Source organism: Nocardioides sp. (genome assembly GCF_964228225.1).
GTDB lineage: Bacteria > Actinomycetota > Actinomycetes > Propionibacteriales > Nocardioidaceae > Nocardioides.
The window spans coordinates 1-18,969 of the sequence record NZ_CAXQZB010000074.1; the positions used below are offsets into that span (position 1 = coordinate 1).

The window sequence follows — 18,969 nt, forward strand, 5'->3', positions numbered from 1 at the left end:
CCCTTTTCATGATACGGCGACCACCGAGATCTACACGACCATTAACACTCTTTCCCTACACGACGCTCTTCCGATCTCCCGACCGTCCACCACCCGATTTCCGAGAACACGTTCTAGTCTGCGCGCATGACGGACTCCCGGACCTACGTGGTGAGCGGCGCGGCGAGCGGCATCGGGGCGGCGACGACGACGCTGCTGCGCAACCAGGGCCACGAGGTGATCACGGTGGACCTGCACCCCGAGGGGCCGGCGGGACCGATCGACGTCGCGGCCGACCTCGGCACGCCCGCGGGGCGGGCCGCGGCGGTGGCGGCGGTGGCCGAGCGGGCTCCGGTGGTGCACGGCATCGTGCCGGCGGCCGGGGTCGCGGGCCTGACGGGCGTGCCGAGCGACCTGCTGGTGCGGGTGAACTACTTCGGCGCCCTCGCGCTCGTCCGGGGACTGCGACCGCAGCTCGCGGCGGCGGCGGAGCGCGACGGCGACGCCGCGGTGGTGCTGCTCGCCTCCAACTCCATCACCGGCATGCCGGGCTGGACCGCCGAGGTGGCCGCGGCCTGTCTGCGCGAGGACGAGGCCGCGGCGATCGCGGTCGGCGACTCCGTGGAGTCGGTGATGGTCTACCCCGGCACGAAGGCCGCCCTGGCGTGGTGGGCGCGCCGCGACGGCATCGGCCCGGACTGGGCGGGCACGGGGATCCGCGTGAACAGCGTGGCGCCCGGGAAGATCGCCACCCCGATGACCGAGCGACTCGCCGCCGACCCCGTGTTCGGGCCGCTGTCGAAGGACTACCCCAGCGCCCTGGGCCGCGACGGACGGCCCGAGGAGATCGCCGCGCCGATCGCGTTCCTCCTCTCGCCCGCGGCGTCGCTGATCGTCGGCGCCTGCCTGTTCATCGACGGCGGCACCGACGCGATCCTGCACCCGCTGAGCCCCGAGGGCTGGGAGGTCGGCCCGATCACCGTCTGACGGGCCGTTCCAGGCCCCAATCCGGGTCCTGAGCAGCGAGAACGGCTCACCTGGGCCATTGCGCCGCGGGCCCGGAGCCGCCACCCTGAGGGCGACCATCGCTCAGTACGGGGACGGGTATGCAGGCACTCACGTCGGACACCGCGCTACCCGCGCACGTCCGGTTCGCCGACGCCGCCCTCGACCTCGCCCTCCTCGGCGCCCCCGAGCGCGCCCTCGGGGCCGCCGGCGACGTGCGCCCGCCCGTCGCGGTCGAGCCCGAATCGCTCGCGCGCGCGCAGGCCGCGATGGCGCGGGCGCGCGCGGACCTCGCCCACGACGACGAGCCGACGGCGTTCGCCGCCGTGTGCGCCAACGCCGAGCTGGACGACCACGGTCGCGAGGTGCTGGCGCTGCTCGTGGCCTGCGAGTCCGACCTGGTCCGCACCGCCCGGGTGGCACAGCTGACCGCCAGCGGGCGGGGCGGCCACCTCACCCTCGGCGCGATCGCGCGGCTGATCGGCGGCGTGGGACTCTGCGCCGGCGCCACCGGGCCGGGCTCGGCGCTCCAGCGCAGCGCGCTCATCACCCTGGTGCCGCACGGCCCGTGGTCGGGCACCGAGGTCGCGCTCGCTCCGAGCGCGATGTGGGCGATCGCGGGCGACCAGTCCCCGGACCCCGAGCTGCCGCTGGGCAGCTGGATGATGGAGGGCCCGCCGCCCGACCCGGACACCCCCGTGCTGGAGAGCCTCGTGCTCGTCACCGGCCCCGACCCGGTGCGACGTCGTCAGCACGCGGTCGAACGGGTCGGCGCGGAGGTCTACCTCGTCGTCCCCGCCCCCGCGACGCCGGAGGAGTGGGCGGCCGCGGTGCGCGAGGCCACGATCACCGGCAGCGCCCTGCTCGTCGAGCTCACCGGCGACCTCGCTCCCGACGGCCGCCGCTGGCTCGAGCGCGCGCGGCACCTCACCTGGGTGCTCTCCAGCGAGGACTCCCTGGCCCTGAGCGACCTGCCCGACCGCCCGCGCAGCGAGCTCGTGGCCGACGACCGCGTGGTCACCGCCGAGGAGTGGGCGGCGGTGTTCGGCCCCGAGCGGCCCCACACCCACCGCCTCACCGCCCGCCAGTTCGAGCAGGTGCGCGAGGCGCTTCCCGCGGTGGGCGACGACCTCGACGCCGCGGTGCGGCGCCTGCTCGCCGGGCCGATGGGACGGCTGGCCCAGCGCATCCGGCCACGCAAGTCGTGGGACGACCTCGTGGTGAGCGGGTCGCGCGCCGAGCAGCTGCGCACGATCGTGGCCCGCTTCCGGCACGCCCGCACCGTCTACGACGACTGGGGCGTCACCTCCGCCTCCGGCCGCGGCATCGTCGCGATGTTCTCGGGCCCCTCGGGCACCGGCAAGTCCCTGGCCGCCGAGGTGATCGCGCACTCCCTGGGCCTGGACCTCTACAAGGTCGACCTCTCCCAGGTCGTGAGCAAGTACATCGGCGAGACCGAGCAGAACCTCGACAAGCTCTTCGCCGCCGCCTCGGCCGGCAGCGCGGTGCTGTTCTTCGACGAGGCCGACTCGCTGTTCGGCAAGCGCGCGGAGGTCAAGGACGGCCGCGACCGCTACGCCAACCTCGAGGTCTCCTACCTGCTGCAGCGCCTCGAGCGCTACGACGGCGTCGTGATCCTGGCCACCAACCTGCCCAAGAACATCGACGACGCGTTCCTGCGCCGCATCCACGAGGTCGTGCCCTTCCAGGTGCCCGGCGTGGAGGAGCGGCGCGCGATCTGGGACCACCACCTGCGCGACGGCGATGTCCCCCTCGGCGAGATCGACGTCGACCGGCTCGCCCAGCGCTTCGAGGTGCCGGGCGGCATCATCCGCAACGCCGTCGTGAGCGGCATGTTCCGGGCCGCCGACGAGGCCGCCCCCCTCTCCATGAGCCATCTGCTCGCCGCCCTGGCGAGTGAGTACCAGAAACTCGGACGTGTCCTGAACCCGGAGGATCTCCATGTCTAGCCAGCCCGACCACTCTCCCCAGACGGCTGAGAAGGAGGCTCCGCAGAAGGCGGGCACCCTCACGGTCGGGGCGGTGAACGACCACGCCGAGCGCGACGCCGACCAGCGCGCCGACGCCGCCCTGTCCTGGCTCGCCGGGCTGCAGCCCGGCGACCGCGCGCAGGCGCCCGAACCGCACGTCCACACGGCGGCCTGCTCGATCGGGCGCAGCCCGGCGGGCACCGACAGCGCCACCGGGTCCGGCGTCATCGGGGCCGCCGGCGGCGCGCTCGACTCCGACACCAGCGACCAGATCCGCCGCATGAAGGGCGGCGGCGAGCGGCTCAGCGGCGACGTCCGCACCACGATGGAGGCCGCCTTCGGCACCGACCTGGGCCGGGTGCGCGTGCACCGCGGCGGCCAGGCCGACCGGCTCTCCCGCTCCATCTCCGCCGAGGCCTTCACCACCGGCAACGACATCTTCTTCTCCTCCGGCGCCTACGACCCCTCCTCCGCCCGCGGCCAGCGGGTGCTGGCGCACGAGCTGGGTCACGTCCTGCAGGGGGGTGACCAGGTGGGCCGCTTCTGGAAGAAGAAGACCGAGGAGGAGAAGCAGGCCGAGAAGCTGAAGAAGGAGCAGAAGGCCCAGCAGAAGAAGGAGGAGGAGGACCGCAAGGCGGAGGAGAAGAAGAAGGAGAAGGCGCGCCAGGAGGAGGAGACGCGTCGTCGCGAGGAGCGCACCAAGGTCATCAAGCAGAACAAGACCTCTGCCAAGGAGACCGACAAGGAGGTCCGCTCGAAGTCGCAGAAGGTCAACAAGAACAAGAAGGCGCTGGACAAGAAGATCAAGACGAAGTACGAGCTGCGCCCGGAGAGCCAGAAGAACCAGCCGCTGTTCGATCTCACCACCCTCACCAAGCGGTTCCAGGACGTCCTGATCCAGGAGACGATGATCTACGAGCGGATCAAGGCGCAGCACGAGAAGACCGGGAAGCCGGTCGACCTCGATCAGGTCCGACGCGAGACCGACGCCGAGATCGAATCGGTCTGGGAGTCCGCCGGGGACGACGTCCGCGCCCTGCGGCCCAACCGCTACGACGAGTTCGACAAGGCCCTCAACGAGGTGCGGGAGTTCCGACAGGAGCACCTGAAGGACCAGACCGACGCCTACAACGCGTACATGGAGAACCACGAGCAGTCCCTCGGCTCGCACATCACCCCCGACAAGGCGATGGCGAAGGTCTACAAGGAGCGCGCGCTCGCACGCCAGCGGGTGCGGGCCGAGGACTCCCGGGGCCGCGACAACATGTCGATCATCAAGAACGCCAAGCCGAACGAGTTCCCCGAGCTGCGTGAGGACCTGGAGACCAAGCTCAGCCGCCAGACGCAGGAGAAGTACCAGAAGAAGGTCGAAGAGGCCGTCAAGCAGGGCAAGGAACTGTCCTTGAACGAGCGCGCGGTGCTGCTGAAGAAGTGCGCCGACGACGTGAACTACGAGAAGTACGGCGACGACGAGCTGCTGCTGGAGCAGATCACCAACGTCCGCTACGCCGAGATGGCCCACTCCATCACCGGCAGCCTGGGCAAGGGCATCGGCAAGGCGATCCCCCACATCTCGAACGTCGACAAGAACGACACCGGGCTCACGATCAGCGACATGACCACCTCGAGCCTGGCGGTCGTCGGATCGCTGCTCGACCTGGCCCAGGCGATCATGACCTTCATCGCCTCGGTGCGCGAGATCAACCGCGGCACCGCCGACCCCGGCGCCAAGCTCAAGGCGCTGCGCGAGTTCGTGGACATCTTCCAGATCGCCGCCTCCGCCACCCGCTCGGCGATGAAGATCAGCGAGACCGGCGTTAAGGCGTTCGAGTCCGGCAACCAGCAGGTCATCAACCAGCTGGGCCTGGGGATCCCGATCGTGAGCGTGGTGACCTCGAGCCTGGGGGTCATCTCGAGCACCCTCGACCTCGTGCCGCTCGTCGAACGACACACCAGCACCTCGATGGCCGGCGAGCAGGCCATCTACGAGAACAAGCAGCCCCTGGCCGCCGGCTACGCGCGCCTGACCAGCCGCAACCTCCAGCTGATGGAGAAGGAGATCGCGGCGGTCGTGAAGAACTGCACGAACCTCGGCTTCAGCATCGTCGAGGTGTGCACCGCGGGCGGCCTCGGGTTCCCGGCGACCGCCAAGCTGATCGTCACGGTCGTCGACGTGCTGCACAAGATCGGCCACACCGCCTACGACACGTGGTCGGAATCGAAGGCGTCCACCGCACTGAAGGGCTTCGACCGCAAGCACGAGGAGGGGGCGTCGCGCGACGTCCTCAAGTACGACATCGGCTCGGCGGTCGACGTGATGATCGTGGCGGCGAAGAAGCGGAAGGACCGCAACGCCATCTTCACGCTGATGAGCTACGGCGTCACCGAGAAGGAGATCGAGTCGATGTGGTTCGACGAACTGCGCGACAAGATCCTCGACGAGCTCAAGGCCTCGGGGAACCCGCGGACCGTGGGGAAGAAGGTCAGCGACGGCGTGGCCTCGGTCAAGGAGGCCGTTCTCGGACCGCCCGACCCGCCGGGCGGACTTCCCGACCCGGTGACGAGGTGGGAGAAGTTCAAGAACGCCGTGAAGCTCAAGTCGCTGCGCAAGAGCATGAAGGACAACTGGGCCAACGCCGGATTGATCCGCGACAGCAAGAACGAGACGTCCCACAACGGCCGCAGTGATCGCGGGGGCGGGTCCCGCCTGTTCTATGCACTGCGCGGGACGGCGAACAACGAGAAGTCCCTGCAGAAGACGCGACTGCGCATCCAGGCCGAGAACGAGCAGAAGAAGAAGCTCGACCCCAACTACGTCGAGAAGGAGCTGCCGCGCAGCAGTCACGACAAGTCCGCACGCAAGCAGGACCAGGATGCGCGGATGGACGACTCCAAGCCGATCGTCCTCACCGACCGGGAGGAGTATTGGTCCCAGGCCGGGCTCAAGAAGCGGCGCCCCCGTGACGTCTCCGGCCCCGAGCTGCCCGTGGAGTCGTTCCGCCTCGACCTGCTCCAGATGAGCGATGACGAGCTGATCCTGAAGGGCGCGTCGCTGGTGAACCCGAACTCGGAGGACCAGATCGAGCGGCTCAAGGTCATCGTGCTCCACGCGGAGATCGATCGACGCAAGCGCGAGGCGAAGGCGAAGCAGGAGAAGGCCAAGGAGCTGCAGATCTGATGGGTGGACGACTCTTCGAGGCAGCCCGCCGCGTGTACGAGGGCGGCGGGTGGCCGATCAGTGCGATGGAGGGCGAGGACGGGTTCTTCGTCGACGTCGAGGGGGAGGACGGGGCCTGGAGCGCGCTGGTCATCACCGACGACACCGGACTCTTCGCGTTCTACTCCGTGGCGCCGGTGACCGTCGATCTCGCCGACGCGGAGGCGATCGCCCGGATGGCGGAGTTCGTGGACCGCGCCAACTACGGGCTGATCTCCTCGACCTTCGAGTTCGACCGGGACGACGGGGAGGTGCGACTGCGCAGCGGCATGGAGTTCACGACGCTGCCCCCCGAGATCGTCACCGACGAGGTCCTCGAGGCCTTCGTCCTGGACCTCTCGGCGGCGAACGTGAGCGTGATGAACTCCTACCTCACCGGCCTGGTGACCACGGTGATGGGTGACCGCCCGGTCACCGAGATCCTCGCGGACATCGAGGGCGAGGACTGAGCCTGCGTCCGCTCGCCCACTCAGCCACCTGACCGGGGCATGTTCTCCACAGTCGCGACCGTGAACGGTCGGGACTGTCGGTGCTCTGGTGTTGACTCCTCACATGGAGATGGCCACCCCGGAGGCGAGCGTCGCGGCGTTGACGCACGCCGCCCGCACCGCGCTGGGCGCGGCGGCGGGTGGGGAGGTGTGGCGGCTCGGGGCGGTTGAGAGCCTGACGGTGCTGCGGGAGTTGGCCGAGCTGGAGGCCGTCACCGCGGCGTTGAAGGCCCAGGTGCTGGTGCATGCCGAGGCCACCGGAGCGCACCAGGACACGGGGGCGGAGTCGGTGGCGGTGTGGCACGCCCGTGCGACGCGCACGACGGTCGCGCAAGGGCGCGCGGCGATGCGGGAGGCCCTCGCGCTGGACGGCCGGCCTGACGTCGCCTCGGCGTTGGCGAGCGCCGCGATCAACCCCGCGCAGGTGAAGGTGATCGTGGACGCGGTCGCCGAGGTGCCGGAGGAGGACCGCGATCGGGCGTCGACGTACCTGCTGTCCGAGGCCACGACGCATCACGCGAAGGACCTGCGGGTCCTGGGGCGCCGGATCTGGGAGGTCCTGGACCCGGTCGCGGCGGATGCACGCGAGTCCGCGGCTCTCGAGCGGCAGGAGGCGCGTGCGGCGCAGCGGGTGCGGTTCTCGATGGTCGAGCACGACGACGGCACGATGGAGGGCTGGTTCCGGGTCCCGGTGCTGCACGGCGCGATGCTGCGCAAGATGCTGGTCGCGATCGGCGCCCCCAAGGCGAAGCGAGCCGCGGAGGGTGCTGGGTCTTACGACCCCACGCTGAGGACCCCGGCCCGGTGGGGCCAGGCGTTCTGCGACCTGATCGAACGCATCCAGGACACCGACCTCCCCGACCGCGCCGGGTGCGGCGCCACCGTCGTGGTCACGATGACGATCGAGAACCTCACCCAGCAACTGCAGCAGGCCGGGCTCCTGGACACCGGGGAGAAGATCAGCGCGACTGCCGCCCGCAGGCTCGCCGCGAGGGCCGGGATCATCCCCGCCGTGCTCGACGGCACCGGCATGGTGCTGGACTGGGGACACACCCGCAGGTTCCACACCAGAGCCCAGCGCCTGGCCATCGCCACCATGCACCCCACCTGCGTCCACCCCGGCTGCGACGTGTCCGCCAGTCACTGCGAGATCGACCACGACCCACCCTGGGAATCCGGCGGAGGCACCGACCTCACCGGCAAGCCACGGTGCCCGAAGCACCACCGCGAACGACAACGGGACCGGGGCACCGACCCACCTCGCGGCGTCTCGTGACGGCGCTGGCGCGCCTCCTCGACGAACGTGACCACCCACCGTCGTCGAGGAGCGAGCGTCTCGAGACGCGCGCACCTGACAGACCGGCCTGTCCCCACGCCGCCCCTCATCTCGCTGCGTCTCGAGACGCGCGCACCCGCAGACCGGCCGCGCCGTCTCGTGACGGCGCTGGCGCGCCTCCTCGACGAACGTGACCACCCACGGTCGTCGAGGAGCGAGCGAAGCGAGCGTCACGAGGCGCCCGCACCCGACCAACGACCGTCACCGGACGGGCCCCTCCTCGACGAGGGTGGCGCCTCAGGGGTCGGTGATGAGGACGACGAGGACGGTGACGAAGAGGGCGAGGGTGAGCAGGCCGACGAGCCACACCCACCACGGCGTGCGGGGCTGCGGCACCACGACCGGGGCAGGGGCCGCGACCGGCACGGGCGGGGGCGCGACGGGGGTGACGACCATCGGCAGGCCGCACCGGATGCAGGTCACCGCAGCGAGTCCGTTGGCCTCCTGGCAGTGCGGGCACGGCACCGACCCGACGGTGACCCGGCCGGCGGTGCCGGGCAGTCGCCGCAGTGACTCCTCGGCGGTGCGGCGGGTGTCGTCGAGCCGGATCTGGGTGGGGGTCCAGAACAGCGGGAAGTCGCACTGGCGGCAGAAGTCGACGGCGTCGCGGCGGGTGAGCGACACCTCCGCCTCGGTGCCGCACTCCGGGCAGGCCAGCCGCGGCCGCGCGCCCGTGCCACCCGCGACGACGGGGGCCTGGTGCTTGCCCAGGACGACCGTCGCGTCGGCGGTCTCGGGGCCACCGGTCAGGCCACCGGTCAGGTCGGTGGTCCCGGCGTTCTCGGGGGTCTCGCTCATGCCACGCCCTCCTGGCTGGACCAGATCAACCGGTCGCCGACAGACAACTCCGCACGCACGTGCGCCGGGATCTCGTCGCGCACGACGTCGATGAACTCGGCCTCCTCCAGGACGCCGGTCTGGCGCACGATCATCCGCACCCAGGCGGTGTCGGCCGGCGCCTCGCCGGAGCGCCAGATGCCGCCGCCCTCCTCGACGTCCACCGGCCCGCCGCTGACGAGGGTGAGGAACTCCCGCAGTCCGCGGGCGGTGCCGCGCCAGGCCAGGGTGCGGCCGGCGACCGCGACGATGCGCCGCTGCAGTTCCTCGGGCTGGGAGTCGTCCACCACGTGCACACCGATCCAGCCTGCGAGCCAGCGCACCATCTCGGGCGGGGTCACGGTGACGTCGAGCAGGTGCTCGATGCCGTCGGCGTCCTCGAGCAGCCGGTCGCCGAGGGTCTGGAAGATGCGCACGAACCGGGCGAAGAAGTCGTGGGAGACCGCGGAGACCGGCAGCTGGTTGAGCATCCAGTCCGGGTCGCGCCGCGGTCGTTGCCGCGGCGAGGGCACGGTGGACACCGAGGGGACGATGCTCACCGCACGACCACCTGGTGCCGCCCGGACAGGAACAGCGACTGCGGCTCCAGACGGATGACCTCCTTGGCCGACCCCAGCCGGGCGCCGGTGCGCAGGTCGTACTCGAACAGCAGCGCCTCCTCCACCCGGTCGACGCCGTCGATGGCCTCCAGCAGCTGCGTCACCGCGGCGGCGTTGAGGTCCTGGGCGAAGGCCCAGCCCGTGCCGTCGACGCCGCCGGTGAGCGGGTGGATGAACCGGCTCAGCGCCTCGGTCACCTGCTGGCGCACGAGCGCGTCGGGACGGCCCGGCGCCGCGTGCACGAGCGCGACCACCGAGACGCCCTGGTAGTACGGCGTGGAGACCTCCACCGCGGTGCCGATCACCCGGCGCTCGTCGAGGTACTCGGTGACGGTCTGCATCAGGGTCGGCGAGATGGCGAAGTCGTCGATGGTGTGGGCGGTGGGCGCGCCGACGACCTGCGGCACGAGCAGCAGCCGCACCGCCCCGTTGCCGCGCCCGGCGTCGAGGCAGCGGGCCCGCGCCACCTCGTGCGAGGCCTCGCGCGTGAGCCGCTCGTAGTCGCCGGCGGTCACCGCACGCTGGCCGGTGCGCAGGGTGAGCGGCCCGCGCACCTTCGCCTCCGCCACCGTCTCGGCGTCGACGCCGCCGGTGGCCGGGGCCAGGTTCACGACGTTGTTCACGAACGCCACCGAGCTGCGCAGCCGGGTCAGCGTGCTCGACCCGACGTTGCCGTGGGCCCCGCCGCCGGAGCGGTAGCCGCTGACGCGCACGACGGCGCCGTCGCGCGGGATCGCGCCGTGCTGGCGGGTGCTGCCGTCGGGGTAGCGCACCCGCGGGCCGAAGTGCACCACGCCCGTGGCGTCGTCCCACACGATGTGCCGGTCGCCCGGCCCGGAGGCGGAGAAGTCGTCGACCTCGGTCCACACCACCGTGCCGTCGCCGTCCACGACCTCGACGTACTCCTCCTCGGTGCGCGGCAGCACCGGCGCACGGCCCACGGAGAAGGTCTGGCCCGGCGTGCCGTCGCTGCGCCCGATCTGCTCCCCCGGCAGCCGCTCGGCGTGCTCGGCGCCCACGGTGCCGCCCAGCGCGGAGACCTCGAGGCCGCGCACCCGCGGCGAGGCCTGGTACTGCGGCCGCCCGGGCGCGGGGGCCAGCAGCCGCGCGCGCAGCCAGTAGGCCACGACGTTGCCGATGCTCAGCGGCTCGTGCTCCACCGGCACGAGCAGCACGACCGAGCCCGCGCGGTTCAGGCCGCCGGTGGTGTCCTCGTACACGCGGCAGCCCAGCCAGCCCTCGCCGTTCCACACCTCCCACACCAGCGGCGGGTCGGTCGGGTCGACGCCGATGCCCTCGGCGCGCGCCTCGACGTCGATCCGCAGGGCCTGGCCGGCCAGGGAGTCGCGGAACCCCAGGCAGAACGCGTCGCCGGGGGTGAGGTCGGCGGAGGCGAAGCAGGCCACGCCGTCGGGGGCGAAGCGCAGGTCGTCCCACACGTCGACGACGCGGGACCCCCCGCCGCTGGTCGTCTGGGCGGCGGCGAGCCGGGGCGGGGCGATCACGAGGTCGCGCACCGTGCTGAACACGATGGCGTCGTCGCCGGCGCCGACGCTGGCGGGGGTGGTGACCTCCGTGCCCGCGGGCACGACGACGGGGGCGTCCAGGATCGCCGAGAGCCAGAAGGTGAGGTCGGTGCGCGCGACCGTGGGCGCGAACGGCTCGATGCCGACCAGGTTGAGGAAGTGGGTGTAGAGCCGCTCCGGCACCTGGTTGACCCGGTAGAGCACCATCTCGCTCATCCAGGCGAAGAGCTCGATGAGCGCGACGCCGGGGTCGGAGACGTTGTGGTTGGTCCACTCGGGGCAGTACTGCGGGATGAGTCGCTTGGCCTCGTCGACGATGTCCTGGAAGGTGCGGTCGTCCAGGTTCGGGGTGGGGAGCGGCATGAGCGTCCTTACTCGGCGTCGTGGGGGATGACGTAGAAGGGGAACACCAGGTTGCGGCGGTCGTTGGTGACCCGCACCCGGTAGTCGATGTGCACCGCGACGCGGGAGTGGTCGTGCGGGTCGGGCTCGGAGTACACCTGCTCGACCGCGATCCGCGGCTCCCACTGGGCGAGCGCGTCGCGGACGGCCTCGTTGATCAGGCCCAGCAGGTTGCCCGTGACCGGCTCGAAGAGCAGGTCCCAGATGCGGCAGCCGAACTGGGGGCGCATCACCCGCTCCCCCGGCGAGGTCGACAGCACGATCCGGATGGCGGCGTCGAGGTCGGGCACGCCGTCGGTGAGCCGGATCGAGCCGGTGTGGTCGACCTCCAGCGGCCAGGAGAAGCCGCGGCCGACGAAGGCGCCGTCGTCCTCGGCGGGGTGGTCGTGTCCTCGGGAGACGGTCATCAGTTCACCTTCACGATCCCGGCCTTGATCTGCGCGACCGCCTGGCCCTCGACGGCGACGTTGGCGCCCTTGAGGGTCGCGCTCGCCGCCCCCTCCACGACCGCCGCCGCGTTGGCCTTGGCGGTGATCTGGGTGCCCTTCACCTCGACGTTCATCTGGGCGTTGATCTTCAGGTTCAGGCACTCGATCACGACGTCGCCGTTGGGCTTCAGCTCCACCGTGGCCCGCCCGTTGGTGAGCCGGATGGGTACGTCGGTCCCCTTGACCTCGATCAACCGCTCCTGGATCAGCACCTGCGGGCCGGCCTTGTGCAGCAGCAGGACCTGCTCGGCGCGCGCGGTGTCGTCGAACTCGATCATGTGGCCCGAGCGGGAGGTGATGCGCCGCTGCTCGACCCGGCCGTTCTTGACGTTGCTCTTGTCCTTGCTCGGCAGCCCGACCTTGGCGCTGAAGATGCTGCCGAGCACGATCGGACGACGGGTGTCGCCGTGCTCGAAGCCGACCAGCACCTCGTCGTTGACCTCGGGCAGGAACACGAAGCCGCGGCTCGCGCCGGCGTCGGGCGTCACGATCCGGGCCCACTCCGACTCCATGGCACCGCCCTGGCCCGAGACCACGTACTTCACCTTGACCCGGCCCAGGTTCTTCTCGTCCTGGTTGTTGGTGACGACGCCGACGACGAGCCGGTCGCGGGTCAGGCCGGCGTCGTCGGAGGGACGGTGCAGGAGGTCGACCATCGAGGCCGGCCGGTGGGAGCCGGCGGTGAACTGGGTGCGCAGGCCGTCGGCGTCGAAGAGGTGCTCCACGGCGGTGACGAGGTAGGTGCCCGAGGAGGGTCCCGCGCCCTGCACCGTGACCGTGACCCCGGGGTCGATCCGTCCGTCGCCCGTCGCGAGCGCCCCGCGCGCGGTGACGGCACCGGCGACCCCCTCGGTGAGCCGCGCGGAGGCCAGCGCGCGCGCCTCGACGATCGCGGTGGGGTTGGTGCCGTTGAGCGTGACGACCTCACCCTGCGCGCCGAGCTTCGAGGGCGGCGGGAGGAAGTCGGACTTGTGCAGCGCCTGGGGCGGGGTGGACGTGGCCTCGATGGGCTGGGTCTGCTGGACGTCCCAGCCCGTGGCGACGACCGACTTCGGCAGGCCGAGGGCGCTGAAGCGCACGGAGAAGCGCTGCAGCTGCTCGCCCATCGTCAGCGTGGGTCCGGACCGGCCCGGGGCGTCGGCGGCGCGCACCGTCATCGTGTGGCTGTCGGGCCGGCAGATCCAGCGGCCGTTGGCCCGTCGCATCAGGTCGTTGAGCACGTCCATCGCGCTGCCGGTGGTCAGCAGGTAGGGGTGGACCTGGTCGGAGATGACCGTGACGTCGTTGGTCATCCCCGCCTGGGCGGTGAGCACGGAGACGACGTCGGTGACCTTCTTGTCCAGCGACGTCTCCTGCACCGTGCCGCGGGTGAGCCGGTGGGAGAAGTCGTCGGCGGTGACCACGACCTCGCCGCCCATGCCCGACACCCCGGCGTCGAGGGCGACCCCGGTGATCTCGCCCTTGAACACGATCTCGTTGCCCGCCTGCCCGGGCGCCGGGGGCAGCGTGACCTGCACGTCCGACCACAGCTTGAACATCGTGGACCGCGCGAGGACGTAGTCGGGGTCCTGGAACCGCAGCGTCGCGCGGCCCACGAGACCGAACTCGCGGTGCACGCGCAGGCCGCGGAGCTTGTCCATCTGCTGCGGGGTCAGCAGCGTGCCGTTGATCGTCAGGATCGGCGCGACGGCGAGCGGCATCAGGACTCCAACCGGGGCACCGACAGGACGGTGCCGGGACGCAGCGCGAGGGGGTCCTCCACCGCGTTGGCGGCGGCCAGCATGCGCCAGCGGGTGGAGTCGCCGTAGTAGCGCGCGCTGATGCGGTCCAGGGTCTCCCCGGGCTGCACCCGGTGGGTGCGGCCCGGCCGCGGCGTGCCGGAGGTGGGGTTCTGCGGGCCGAACGCGCGCGACTCCTCGTACTGCTGCAGCTCCAGGCGCACGGTGGCGCGCAACGGCACCCCGGTGGAGGAGAAGTAGGTGAAGGAGACCTGGAGGTCGGAGACCACGGACTTGAACGAGTGCAGGTCGCCCCAGTGCAGCGTCACCGTCGGCGGGCGCGCGTTGTTGCTGCCCGCGTCGGTGCCGGGGAGGTCGGGCTTGATGTCCATGAGTCCGAGCAGCCGGCCGGTGTGGCGGGTGACGCTCACACCCTGGGCCGTGGTGTCGAACTCCAGGTCCAGTCGCAGCCACCCGCCGTTGGCACCGGCGTAGCGCAGCGACGGCACGCCCTTGCCCGGCATCGGGGTGGAGACCCACGAGTTGCGGCGGCCCATCGAGACCGTCTCGGGGTTGTACAGGCAGGGGATCCGCTCGCCGCCCTCGATCTCGAGGAAGGCCTTCTCGAGCTCGGCCATCAGAACACCTTCCAGTCGTGGCGCCGACCGCGCCGCTCGAGCTCCTCCACGACGCGGTGCTCGATCCGCTCGACGACGGCGTCGACGATGCGGTCGACGTCGGCGCGGGAGAGGTCCGATCCGCCGCCCCCGGAGCGCGCCGCCTGCTCGGGCGGCAACCCGAAGGACCCGCCCCGGTCCGTGGCCCGCGGCGGCGGGCCGAGCGGCGGCGAGCTCTGCGAGAGGGGTGTGGAGGGGGACATGGGCGCCTCGCTGGTGCGGAAACGGCGGATGGGGGAGAACGGGTCGGTGGTGGCGGGGGCTCCGGGGCCGGCGGCGTCGAACAGCGCGGCGCTGCGGTCGAGCAGGCTGCCACCGGCGCCGGTGGTGCCGGCGGTACCGCCGGCGGGCGTGCGGCGCAGCATCGCGTCGGCCACGCTCCCGGCCAGGCCGCCGAGCGGACCCGCGCCACCGGCGAGGTCCTGGGCCACCGCCGGGACGGCGGGTTCGCGCGGGGTCACCGCGACGCGCGGCGGGGCGACCCGCAGGCTGCGCAACAACCAGGTGGAGGCCGGTCCGTCGCCGGTGGCGGCGGCGCTGAGGCCGTCCCCGACCCGCGGGACGGCCGGGCCCGCGCCCCGCGCGACCCCGGGCACGGGCGGTCGCACGCCCCGACCACCGGCGGGTGCCGCGCCGGCACGTCCAGGACCGGCCGGGGCGCCGCGGGCGGGGCCGCGCGGGGTACGCCGCAGCGGGGCGTCACCGGGGCCGACCGGACCCGGCGTCCGCGACGTCGCGCCGGGTGCGGCGACCGGTCCGGTGAGGGACGCGAACTCCGCCGGCGCGCCGTCGGTCAGGGCCTGGCCGGACTGCGTGGTCCCCGCCCGTGCGGCGGGCTGGCGCCGCAGCCAGCGGACCGGGCCGCCCGGTCGGGCGCCGGCACGCGCCGACCCCGTCGTCGCGATCGTCGTGGTGACGTCGCCGAGCACCGGCAGCCGTGCCGCGCTGGCGGACGGGGTGCGACGCACCGGAACGGCGGCGGGGTCCGCGGAGGTGGCGGTCGCAGCGAGGGGACTCGAGTCCGACGACGCAGACGAGGCAGACGCGGCCGCGGTCGGCCCGGGGGCCGACGGGGTCGGGTCCGAGGCGGTGGCGGCGGGCCGCGGCGCGACCGCGGGGACCGGCGCCGCCGGGACGGCCACGGTGCGGGCCGTCGCGGCGCGACCGACGGTGGAGCCGGCGACGCGGGCGGGGCCCGTCGCGGTCCGGGCGGTCGGGGAGCGCCGCACCGGGGCGGAGCGACCCGGGTCGGCCGACGTCGCGGTCACGGGCACGACCGGCGGCGACACGGCGCGCGTGGCGCTGGCGGGGGTGATGGGACCGTCGGCGCCGAAGGCGGTGGGCATCGCCACGCCGGGTCGCCGGCCGTGACGCGCGGTGCGGCGCAGCACGAACTGGTCGGGCATCCCGACGCCCACGCTGGTGACGGGCACCGGGGTGGCCCCGGCGGGACCCGGGACCGGCGACGCGGCACCGGCGGTCGGCACCGGCGGTCCGGGTGCCGGGGACGCCGGGGAGGCCCCGACGGCCGGGGACGCCGGGACGGTGGTGGGCACCGAGCGTCCGAGCACGGAGGCCAGGCGCCGCACGGGCGCCGCGGCCGGCGCGGCCGGCTCGGACGCGGCGGGCGACACAGGAGCGGCAGTCGCGCCCGAGGCGGCGGGGGTCGCGGCCGGCACGAACTGATCCGCGGTGGAGGGCACCGCGCGGCGGGCGACCGCGGCGGGCTCGGACGACGCCGCAGCGGCCGGCGGGGCGGGCGAGACGGGCGGGACGGGGGCGGCCACCGGCCCGGGGGCGGCGTCGGCCCGCAGCACGCGGGCGACGTCGGCGAGCGGGATCGGCTGTCCGGAGGTCGACACGGCCGAGGCACGCCGCACCGTGGGGGCGGGCGAGGACGGCAGGCCGGGCGCGCGCTGCATCAGGCCCACCGAGGCGGCGGCGATCACCGATCCGGCGGCGTGGGCGGTGGCCAGGCCGCTGCCGCCCGCACGGCGGCGCAGCACCGCGGCGGCGCGGGGCGGGGCGGCTCCCCCGAGGGTCCCGGGGGCCGCGCCGCGCTGCAGGGCCGAGCGCAGCCGCTCGGGCGTGGCCCCGACCCGCCACGCGGGAGCGGCCGCCCCGACCGCGGCCGGGGTCGAGGTCGGGGTCGAAGCGGTGTCCGCGACGGGCGCCGGCGCGGGCACGACCGGGACCGCGGTGTCCGCGGCGGCCGTCACCGCAGGGGCGCCGGCCGGGGTGCGTCGCACCGGGTCGGCACCACCCGGAGCGACGGCGGCGGGTCCGGAGGGTCCGGAGGGTCCGGCCGGACCCGCCGGTCGCGGCGCCGAGGCGTCGGACGGGCCCGGCGTCGCGGGGCGGCCGGGGGTCCGGGTGTCACGGGGCGTCGGGGCCGGCACGGCGGCGGTCGCGGCCGCGGCCTCCGCGCGCACGCGCCGTCGCACGGTGGAGGCACTGAGCCGGCGCTGGTCGCCGGAGGTGAGCATGGGACCCGTGGCGGTGACCTCGGGGTGGCGGCGCACCCGCACCGTCTCGGGTCGCAGGCCGCCGACGATGCCGCCGGGGCTGTAGCTGTCCTCGTCGGGCACGCCGCGGGCGGCGCGGGGCAGGCCGCGCTCCGGCAGCCCGCTGACCGTGCCACTGCCCGCGAGCCAGCGCGCGGCGGGCGCGACCGACCGGCCGATCACCGCACCGGTCGCCGGCTCGATCTCGGTGGGTGCGGCGGGCACCCACCAGCGCGGCGGGCGCGTGCCGTGGCTCAGCCCGGGGCCGCGCATCGCGACCCGCACGTCCACCGGCATCCCCACCGAGGAGGCGAAGCGCTGCACGGAGGAGGCGAGGCTGCCCACGCGGGTGGGCAGGGGGCGCCCCAGCGGCGGGCCGGGACGACGCAGCCGCGCGCCCACCGCCCGCCCCAGCCGGGTCCGGTCCCCAGGGTCCGGGGAGGGGTCCGGGGACGTGCCCGGGCCGGTCACGTCGGGCCCCCGGCGCGGGCGCCCTCGCTGCCGGCCGCCTGGTTGCGCGCCCGGAAGCCGTGGTGGGTGATCTCCAGCTCCTCCTCGAGCGGGGAGGTGCTGCCGGTGGAGAACTCCGGGCCCTTCCAGCGCACCGGGAAGACGTCGATCAGCTCCCAGGTGCGCAGGCGCTGACCGGTGCTCGACACGGCGGTGATCGCCCCGGTCGAGCGGGTGAGCTTGTTGCTGGCGGCGGCGAAGCCCTCCCCGGAGGAGCGCTGCAGCCACTCGAAGAGCGCGTTGCTCTCGGTCATGCCGCGCCGGAAGACGATGTTGGGCCAGGTCATCCGCCCCGGCACCCGGTGGCTGTAGCCGTTCTGGCCGCCCTCGCGGAACTCGTGGACGCCGACGGTCACCTCCAGGCCGTGCACCTCGCGGAAGACGCCGATCTCGACACCGTCGAGCTCGAAGAGGAAGCGCGTGGTGACCTGGAGGTCGCCCCCCAGCGGGGCTCCGGGCTCAGCCGGCATGCTCACGCACCACTTCCCATGCTCGTTCGTTCAAGGACACGACCGCGCGCACGAGGCGCACGCGGTCCATGTGCTCCAGGTCCAACAGGTCGTCCAACCCCCAGTGCAGGTGGTAGGCCAGGAAGGCGATCTCCTGCCACAGGGCGTCGCTGGGGTACCGCATCATCGCGGCGCCTCCCCGACGTCAGGACTCGGCACGGCGAGGGAGCTCCTCCACCGCCGTGCGGATGCTGGGTCGGCTGCCGGCCCGCTCGATGGTCGACTCGACGACGATCCGCTCACCGGGCTCCTCCGCGGACCCGTCCGGGTCCGCCGGGCCCGCTGCCGGAGCAGCGGGCGCGGCGGACGCCGGCGCGGGGGTGGGCTGGGAGCCCACCAGCTCGGTGGCCTCCTGGGCCGCCACGAGCGCCTCGAACTCGGCCTGGTTGCCGAAGTTGATGACGCCGTAGAAGTCCTGGAGGTAGGCGAGGTCGACCGCGAACAGCCCCTCGATCTCGTGGGGGGTGACCATCTCGAGGTCCCCGAGACGGGTCACCACCCGGGCGAGCACGAGGACCGTGAGGCGGGGGTCGTCCGGACCCTCCACCCGCGGATCCCGCAGCGGCTCCAGCTCGTCGCGAGCCGTGGCGAGCCGCATCTCACCGACACGGTGGAGGCGTCCCTCCGAGTCGACGTAGCCCCGAGGGAGACGGAACTCGTAGGAGGTACGCAGTCCGCTCACTTCACGCGTTCGATCCGCTCGCAGACGATCGTGATGGTCTCCTTGACCGCCTCGTTGGAGTCGACGCTGAGCTGGTCGGTCGAGATCTTGCTCGGCCAGCCGTTGTAGAAGTTGAACCGGCCGATCTCGGTGTTGGCCGAGTCGTACATGACGATCGAGCCGTTCTTGCGGTTGCTGGTGCGGGTCTTGTTCACCATCCCCTTGGTGGAGATGTCGCGGAACCACTTCCACATCGGGTCGGCCATCGCGTCGGCCGGCGCCATGCGGACCAGGCTGATGTCGGAGACCTTGGTGGCGGTGCCACGGGTCTTGACCAGCTGGGTCTTGCCGCCGGGGCCGGTCTGGGTCTGGGTGACGACGTCGACCTCGACGTCGAGACCCGAGACGCTCGAGAGCATCGTGACGACCTGGCCGTCGATCTCGAGGAAGAAGTTCTGGGCGACGATCATGTCGACGCCGATCAGTTCGTTGGGCATGTGAGGCGCTCCGCTTCAGTCGGTG

At 73.0% G+C, this 18,969-nt stretch carries 16 protein-coding genes; 5 read left to right on the forward strand and 11 right to left on the reverse strand.

Annotated elements, in window-relative coordinates; translation table 11 throughout:
- Nucleotides 1-126: 126 nt before the first annotated feature.
- The 5 genes from ACERUJ_RS17030 (at nucleotide 127) to ACERUJ_RS17050 (ending at nucleotide 7,956) form a co-directional block, all read left to right on the forward strand.
- Nucleotides 127-966 carry an SDR family oxidoreductase gene (locus ACERUJ_RS17030; RefSeq protein WP_370250050.1) on the forward strand — a complete coding sequence of 280 codons (840 nt, stop codon included), beginning with the start codon at nucleotides 127-129 and terminating at the stop codon, nucleotides 964-966.
- A gap of 119 nt (nucleotides 967-1,085) precedes the next feature.
- On the forward strand, nucleotides 1,086-2,954 hold the full coding sequence (locus ACERUJ_RS17035) for an ATP-binding protein (RefSeq protein ID WP_370250051.1): 1,869 nt from the start codon (nucleotides 1,086-1,088) through the stop codon (nucleotides 2,952-2,954).
- Nucleotides 2,947-6,153: a DUF4157 domain-containing protein gene (locus tag ACERUJ_RS17040; protein WP_370250054.1), complete on the forward strand. Its 3,207-nt coding sequence runs from the start codon at nucleotides 2,947-2,949 to the stop codon at nucleotides 6,151-6,153. Before ACERUJ_RS17035 ends, ACERUJ_RS17040 begins: the two co-directional genes overlap by 8 nt.
- Nucleotides 6,153-6,641 carry a hypothetical protein gene (locus tag ACERUJ_RS17045; RefSeq protein ID WP_370250055.1) on the forward strand — a complete coding sequence of 163 codons (489 nt, stop codon included), beginning with the start codon at nucleotides 6,153-6,155 and terminating at the stop codon, nucleotides 6,639-6,641. The genes ACERUJ_RS17040 and ACERUJ_RS17045 overlap by 1 nt, the downstream gene beginning before the upstream one ends.
- 103 nt (nucleotides 6,642-6,744) lie before the next feature.
- Complete coding sequence (locus tag ACERUJ_RS17050; RefSeq protein WP_370250057.1) at nucleotides 6,745-7,956, forward strand: DUF222 domain-containing protein; 1,212 nt, start codon at nucleotides 6,745-6,747, stop codon at nucleotides 7,954-7,956.
- A gap of 297 nt (nucleotides 7,957-8,253) precedes the next feature.
- On the opposite strand, the gene ACERUJ_RS17055 is transcribed toward ACERUJ_RS17050, so the two are convergent.
- The 11 genes from ACERUJ_RS17055 to ACERUJ_RS17105 form a co-directional block, all read right to left on the reverse strand.
- Nucleotides 8,254-8,814 carry a hypothetical protein gene (locus ACERUJ_RS17055; RefSeq protein WP_370250058.1) on the reverse strand — a complete coding sequence of 187 codons (561 nt, stop codon included), beginning with the start codon at nucleotides 8,812-8,814 and terminating at the stop codon, nucleotides 8,254-8,256.
- Nucleotides 8,811-9,392: a phage tail protein gene (locus tag ACERUJ_RS17060; protein WP_370250059.1), complete on the reverse strand. Its 582-nt coding sequence runs from the start codon at nucleotides 9,390-9,392 to the stop codon at nucleotides 8,811-8,813. Before ACERUJ_RS17060 ends, ACERUJ_RS17055 begins: the two co-directional genes overlap by 4 nt.
- Nucleotides 9,389-11,341 (reverse strand): putative baseplate assembly protein, encoded by a 1,953-nt coding sequence (locus ACERUJ_RS17065; protein ID WP_370250061.1) that lies wholly within the window; start codon nucleotides 11,339-11,341, stop codon nucleotides 9,389-9,391. The genes ACERUJ_RS17060 and ACERUJ_RS17065 overlap by 4 nt, the downstream gene beginning before the upstream one ends.
- Nucleotides 11,342-11,349: 8 nt before the next feature.
- Nucleotides 11,350-11,787 (reverse strand): GPW/gp25 family protein, encoded by a 438-nt coding sequence (locus ACERUJ_RS17070; protein ID WP_370250062.1) that lies wholly within the window; start codon nucleotides 11,785-11,787, stop codon nucleotides 11,350-11,352.
- On the reverse strand, nucleotides 11,787-13,568 hold the full coding sequence (locus ACERUJ_RS17075; RefSeq protein ID WP_370250063.1) for a phage baseplate assembly protein V: 1,782 nt from the start codon (nucleotides 13,566-13,568) through the stop codon (nucleotides 11,787-11,789). The genes ACERUJ_RS17070 and ACERUJ_RS17075 overlap by 1 nt, the downstream gene beginning before the upstream one ends.
- Nucleotides 13,568-14,224, reverse strand: coding sequence for a LysM peptidoglycan-binding domain-containing protein (locus ACERUJ_RS17080; protein WP_370250065.1), 657 nt, complete (start codon nucleotides 14,222-14,224; stop codon nucleotides 13,568-13,570). Before ACERUJ_RS17080 ends, ACERUJ_RS17075 begins: the two co-directional genes overlap by 1 nt.
- The gene (locus ACERUJ_RS17085) at nucleotides 14,224-17,169 is read right to left on the reverse strand and encodes a hypothetical protein (RefSeq protein WP_370250067.1); all 2,946 of its coding nucleotides are present in this window, start codon (nucleotides 17,167-17,169) and stop codon (nucleotides 14,224-14,226) included. The genes ACERUJ_RS17080 and ACERUJ_RS17085 overlap by 1 nt, the downstream gene beginning before the upstream one ends.
- Before the next feature lie 65 nt (nucleotides 17,170-17,234).
- Nucleotides 17,235-17,747, reverse strand: a complete 513-nt coding sequence (locus ACERUJ_RS17090) for a phage tail protein (RefSeq protein WP_370250097.1) — start codon at nucleotides 17,745-17,747, stop codon at nucleotides 17,235-17,237.
- Nucleotides 17,737-17,910, reverse strand: coding sequence for a DUF6760 family protein (locus ACERUJ_RS17095; RefSeq protein WP_370250070.1), 174 nt, complete (start codon nucleotides 17,908-17,910; stop codon nucleotides 17,737-17,739). The genes ACERUJ_RS17090 and ACERUJ_RS17095 overlap by 11 nt, the downstream gene beginning before the upstream one ends.
- 21 nt (nucleotides 17,911-17,931) lie before the next feature.
- Nucleotides 17,932-18,468 carry a hypothetical protein gene (locus tag ACERUJ_RS17100; RefSeq protein WP_370250071.1) on the reverse strand — a complete coding sequence of 179 codons (537 nt, stop codon included), beginning with the start codon at nucleotides 18,466-18,468 and terminating at the stop codon, nucleotides 17,932-17,934.
- On the reverse strand, nucleotides 18,465-18,944 hold the full coding sequence (locus ACERUJ_RS17105; RefSeq protein WP_370250073.1) for a phage tail protein: 480 nt from the start codon (nucleotides 18,942-18,944) through the stop codon (nucleotides 18,465-18,467). Before ACERUJ_RS17105 ends, ACERUJ_RS17100 begins: the two co-directional genes overlap by 4 nt.
- Nucleotides 18,945-18,969 lie beyond the last annotated feature (25 nt).

Coding starts and splice junctions, on each gene's coding strand:
- ACERUJ_RS17030 (WP_370250050.1), top strand. CDS start 127: ATGACGGACTCCCGGACCTACGTGGTGAGCGGCGCGGCGAGCGGCATC.
- ACERUJ_RS17035 (WP_370250051.1), top strand. CDS start 1,086: ATGCAGGCACTCACGTCGGACACCGCGCTACCCGCGCACGTCCGGTTC.
- ACERUJ_RS17040 (WP_370250054.1), top strand. CDS start 2,947: ATGTCTAGCCAGCCCGACCACTCTCCCCAGACGGCTGAGAAGGAGGCT.
- ACERUJ_RS17045 (WP_370250055.1), top strand. CDS start 6,153: ATGGGTGGACGACTCTTCGAGGCAGCCCGCCGCGTGTACGAGGGCGGC.
- ACERUJ_RS17050 (WP_370250057.1), top strand. CDS start 6,745: ATGGAGATGGCCACCCCGGAGGCGAGCGTCGCGGCGTTGACGCACGCC.
- ACERUJ_RS17055 (WP_370250058.1), bottom strand. CDS start 8,814: ATGAGCGAGACCCCCGAGAACGCCGGGACCACCGACCTGACCGGTGGC.
- ACERUJ_RS17065 (WP_370250061.1), bottom strand. CDS start 11,341: ATGCCGCTCCCCACCCCGAACCTGGACGACCGCACCTTCCAGGACATC.
- ACERUJ_RS17070 (WP_370250062.1), bottom strand. CDS start 11,787: ATGACCGTCTCCCGAGGACACGACCACCCCGCCGAGGACGACGGCGCC.
- ACERUJ_RS17075 (WP_370250063.1), bottom strand. CDS start 13,568: ATGCCGCTCGCCGTCGCGCCGATCCTGACGATCAACGGCACGCTGCTG.
- ACERUJ_RS17080 (WP_370250065.1), bottom strand. CDS start 14,224: ATGGCCGAGCTCGAGAAGGCCTTCCTCGAGATCGAGGGCGGCGAGCGG.
- ACERUJ_RS17090 (WP_370250097.1), bottom strand. CDS start 17,747: ATGCCGGCTGAGCCCGGAGCCCCGCTGGGGGGCGACCTCCAGGTCACC.
- ACERUJ_RS17095 (WP_370250070.1), bottom strand. CDS start 17,910: ATGCGGTACCCCAGCGACGCCCTGTGGCAGGAGATCGCCTTCCTGGCC.
- ACERUJ_RS17105 (WP_370250073.1), bottom strand. CDS start 18,944: ATGCCCAACGAACTGATCGGCGTCGACATGATCGTCGCCCAGAACTTC.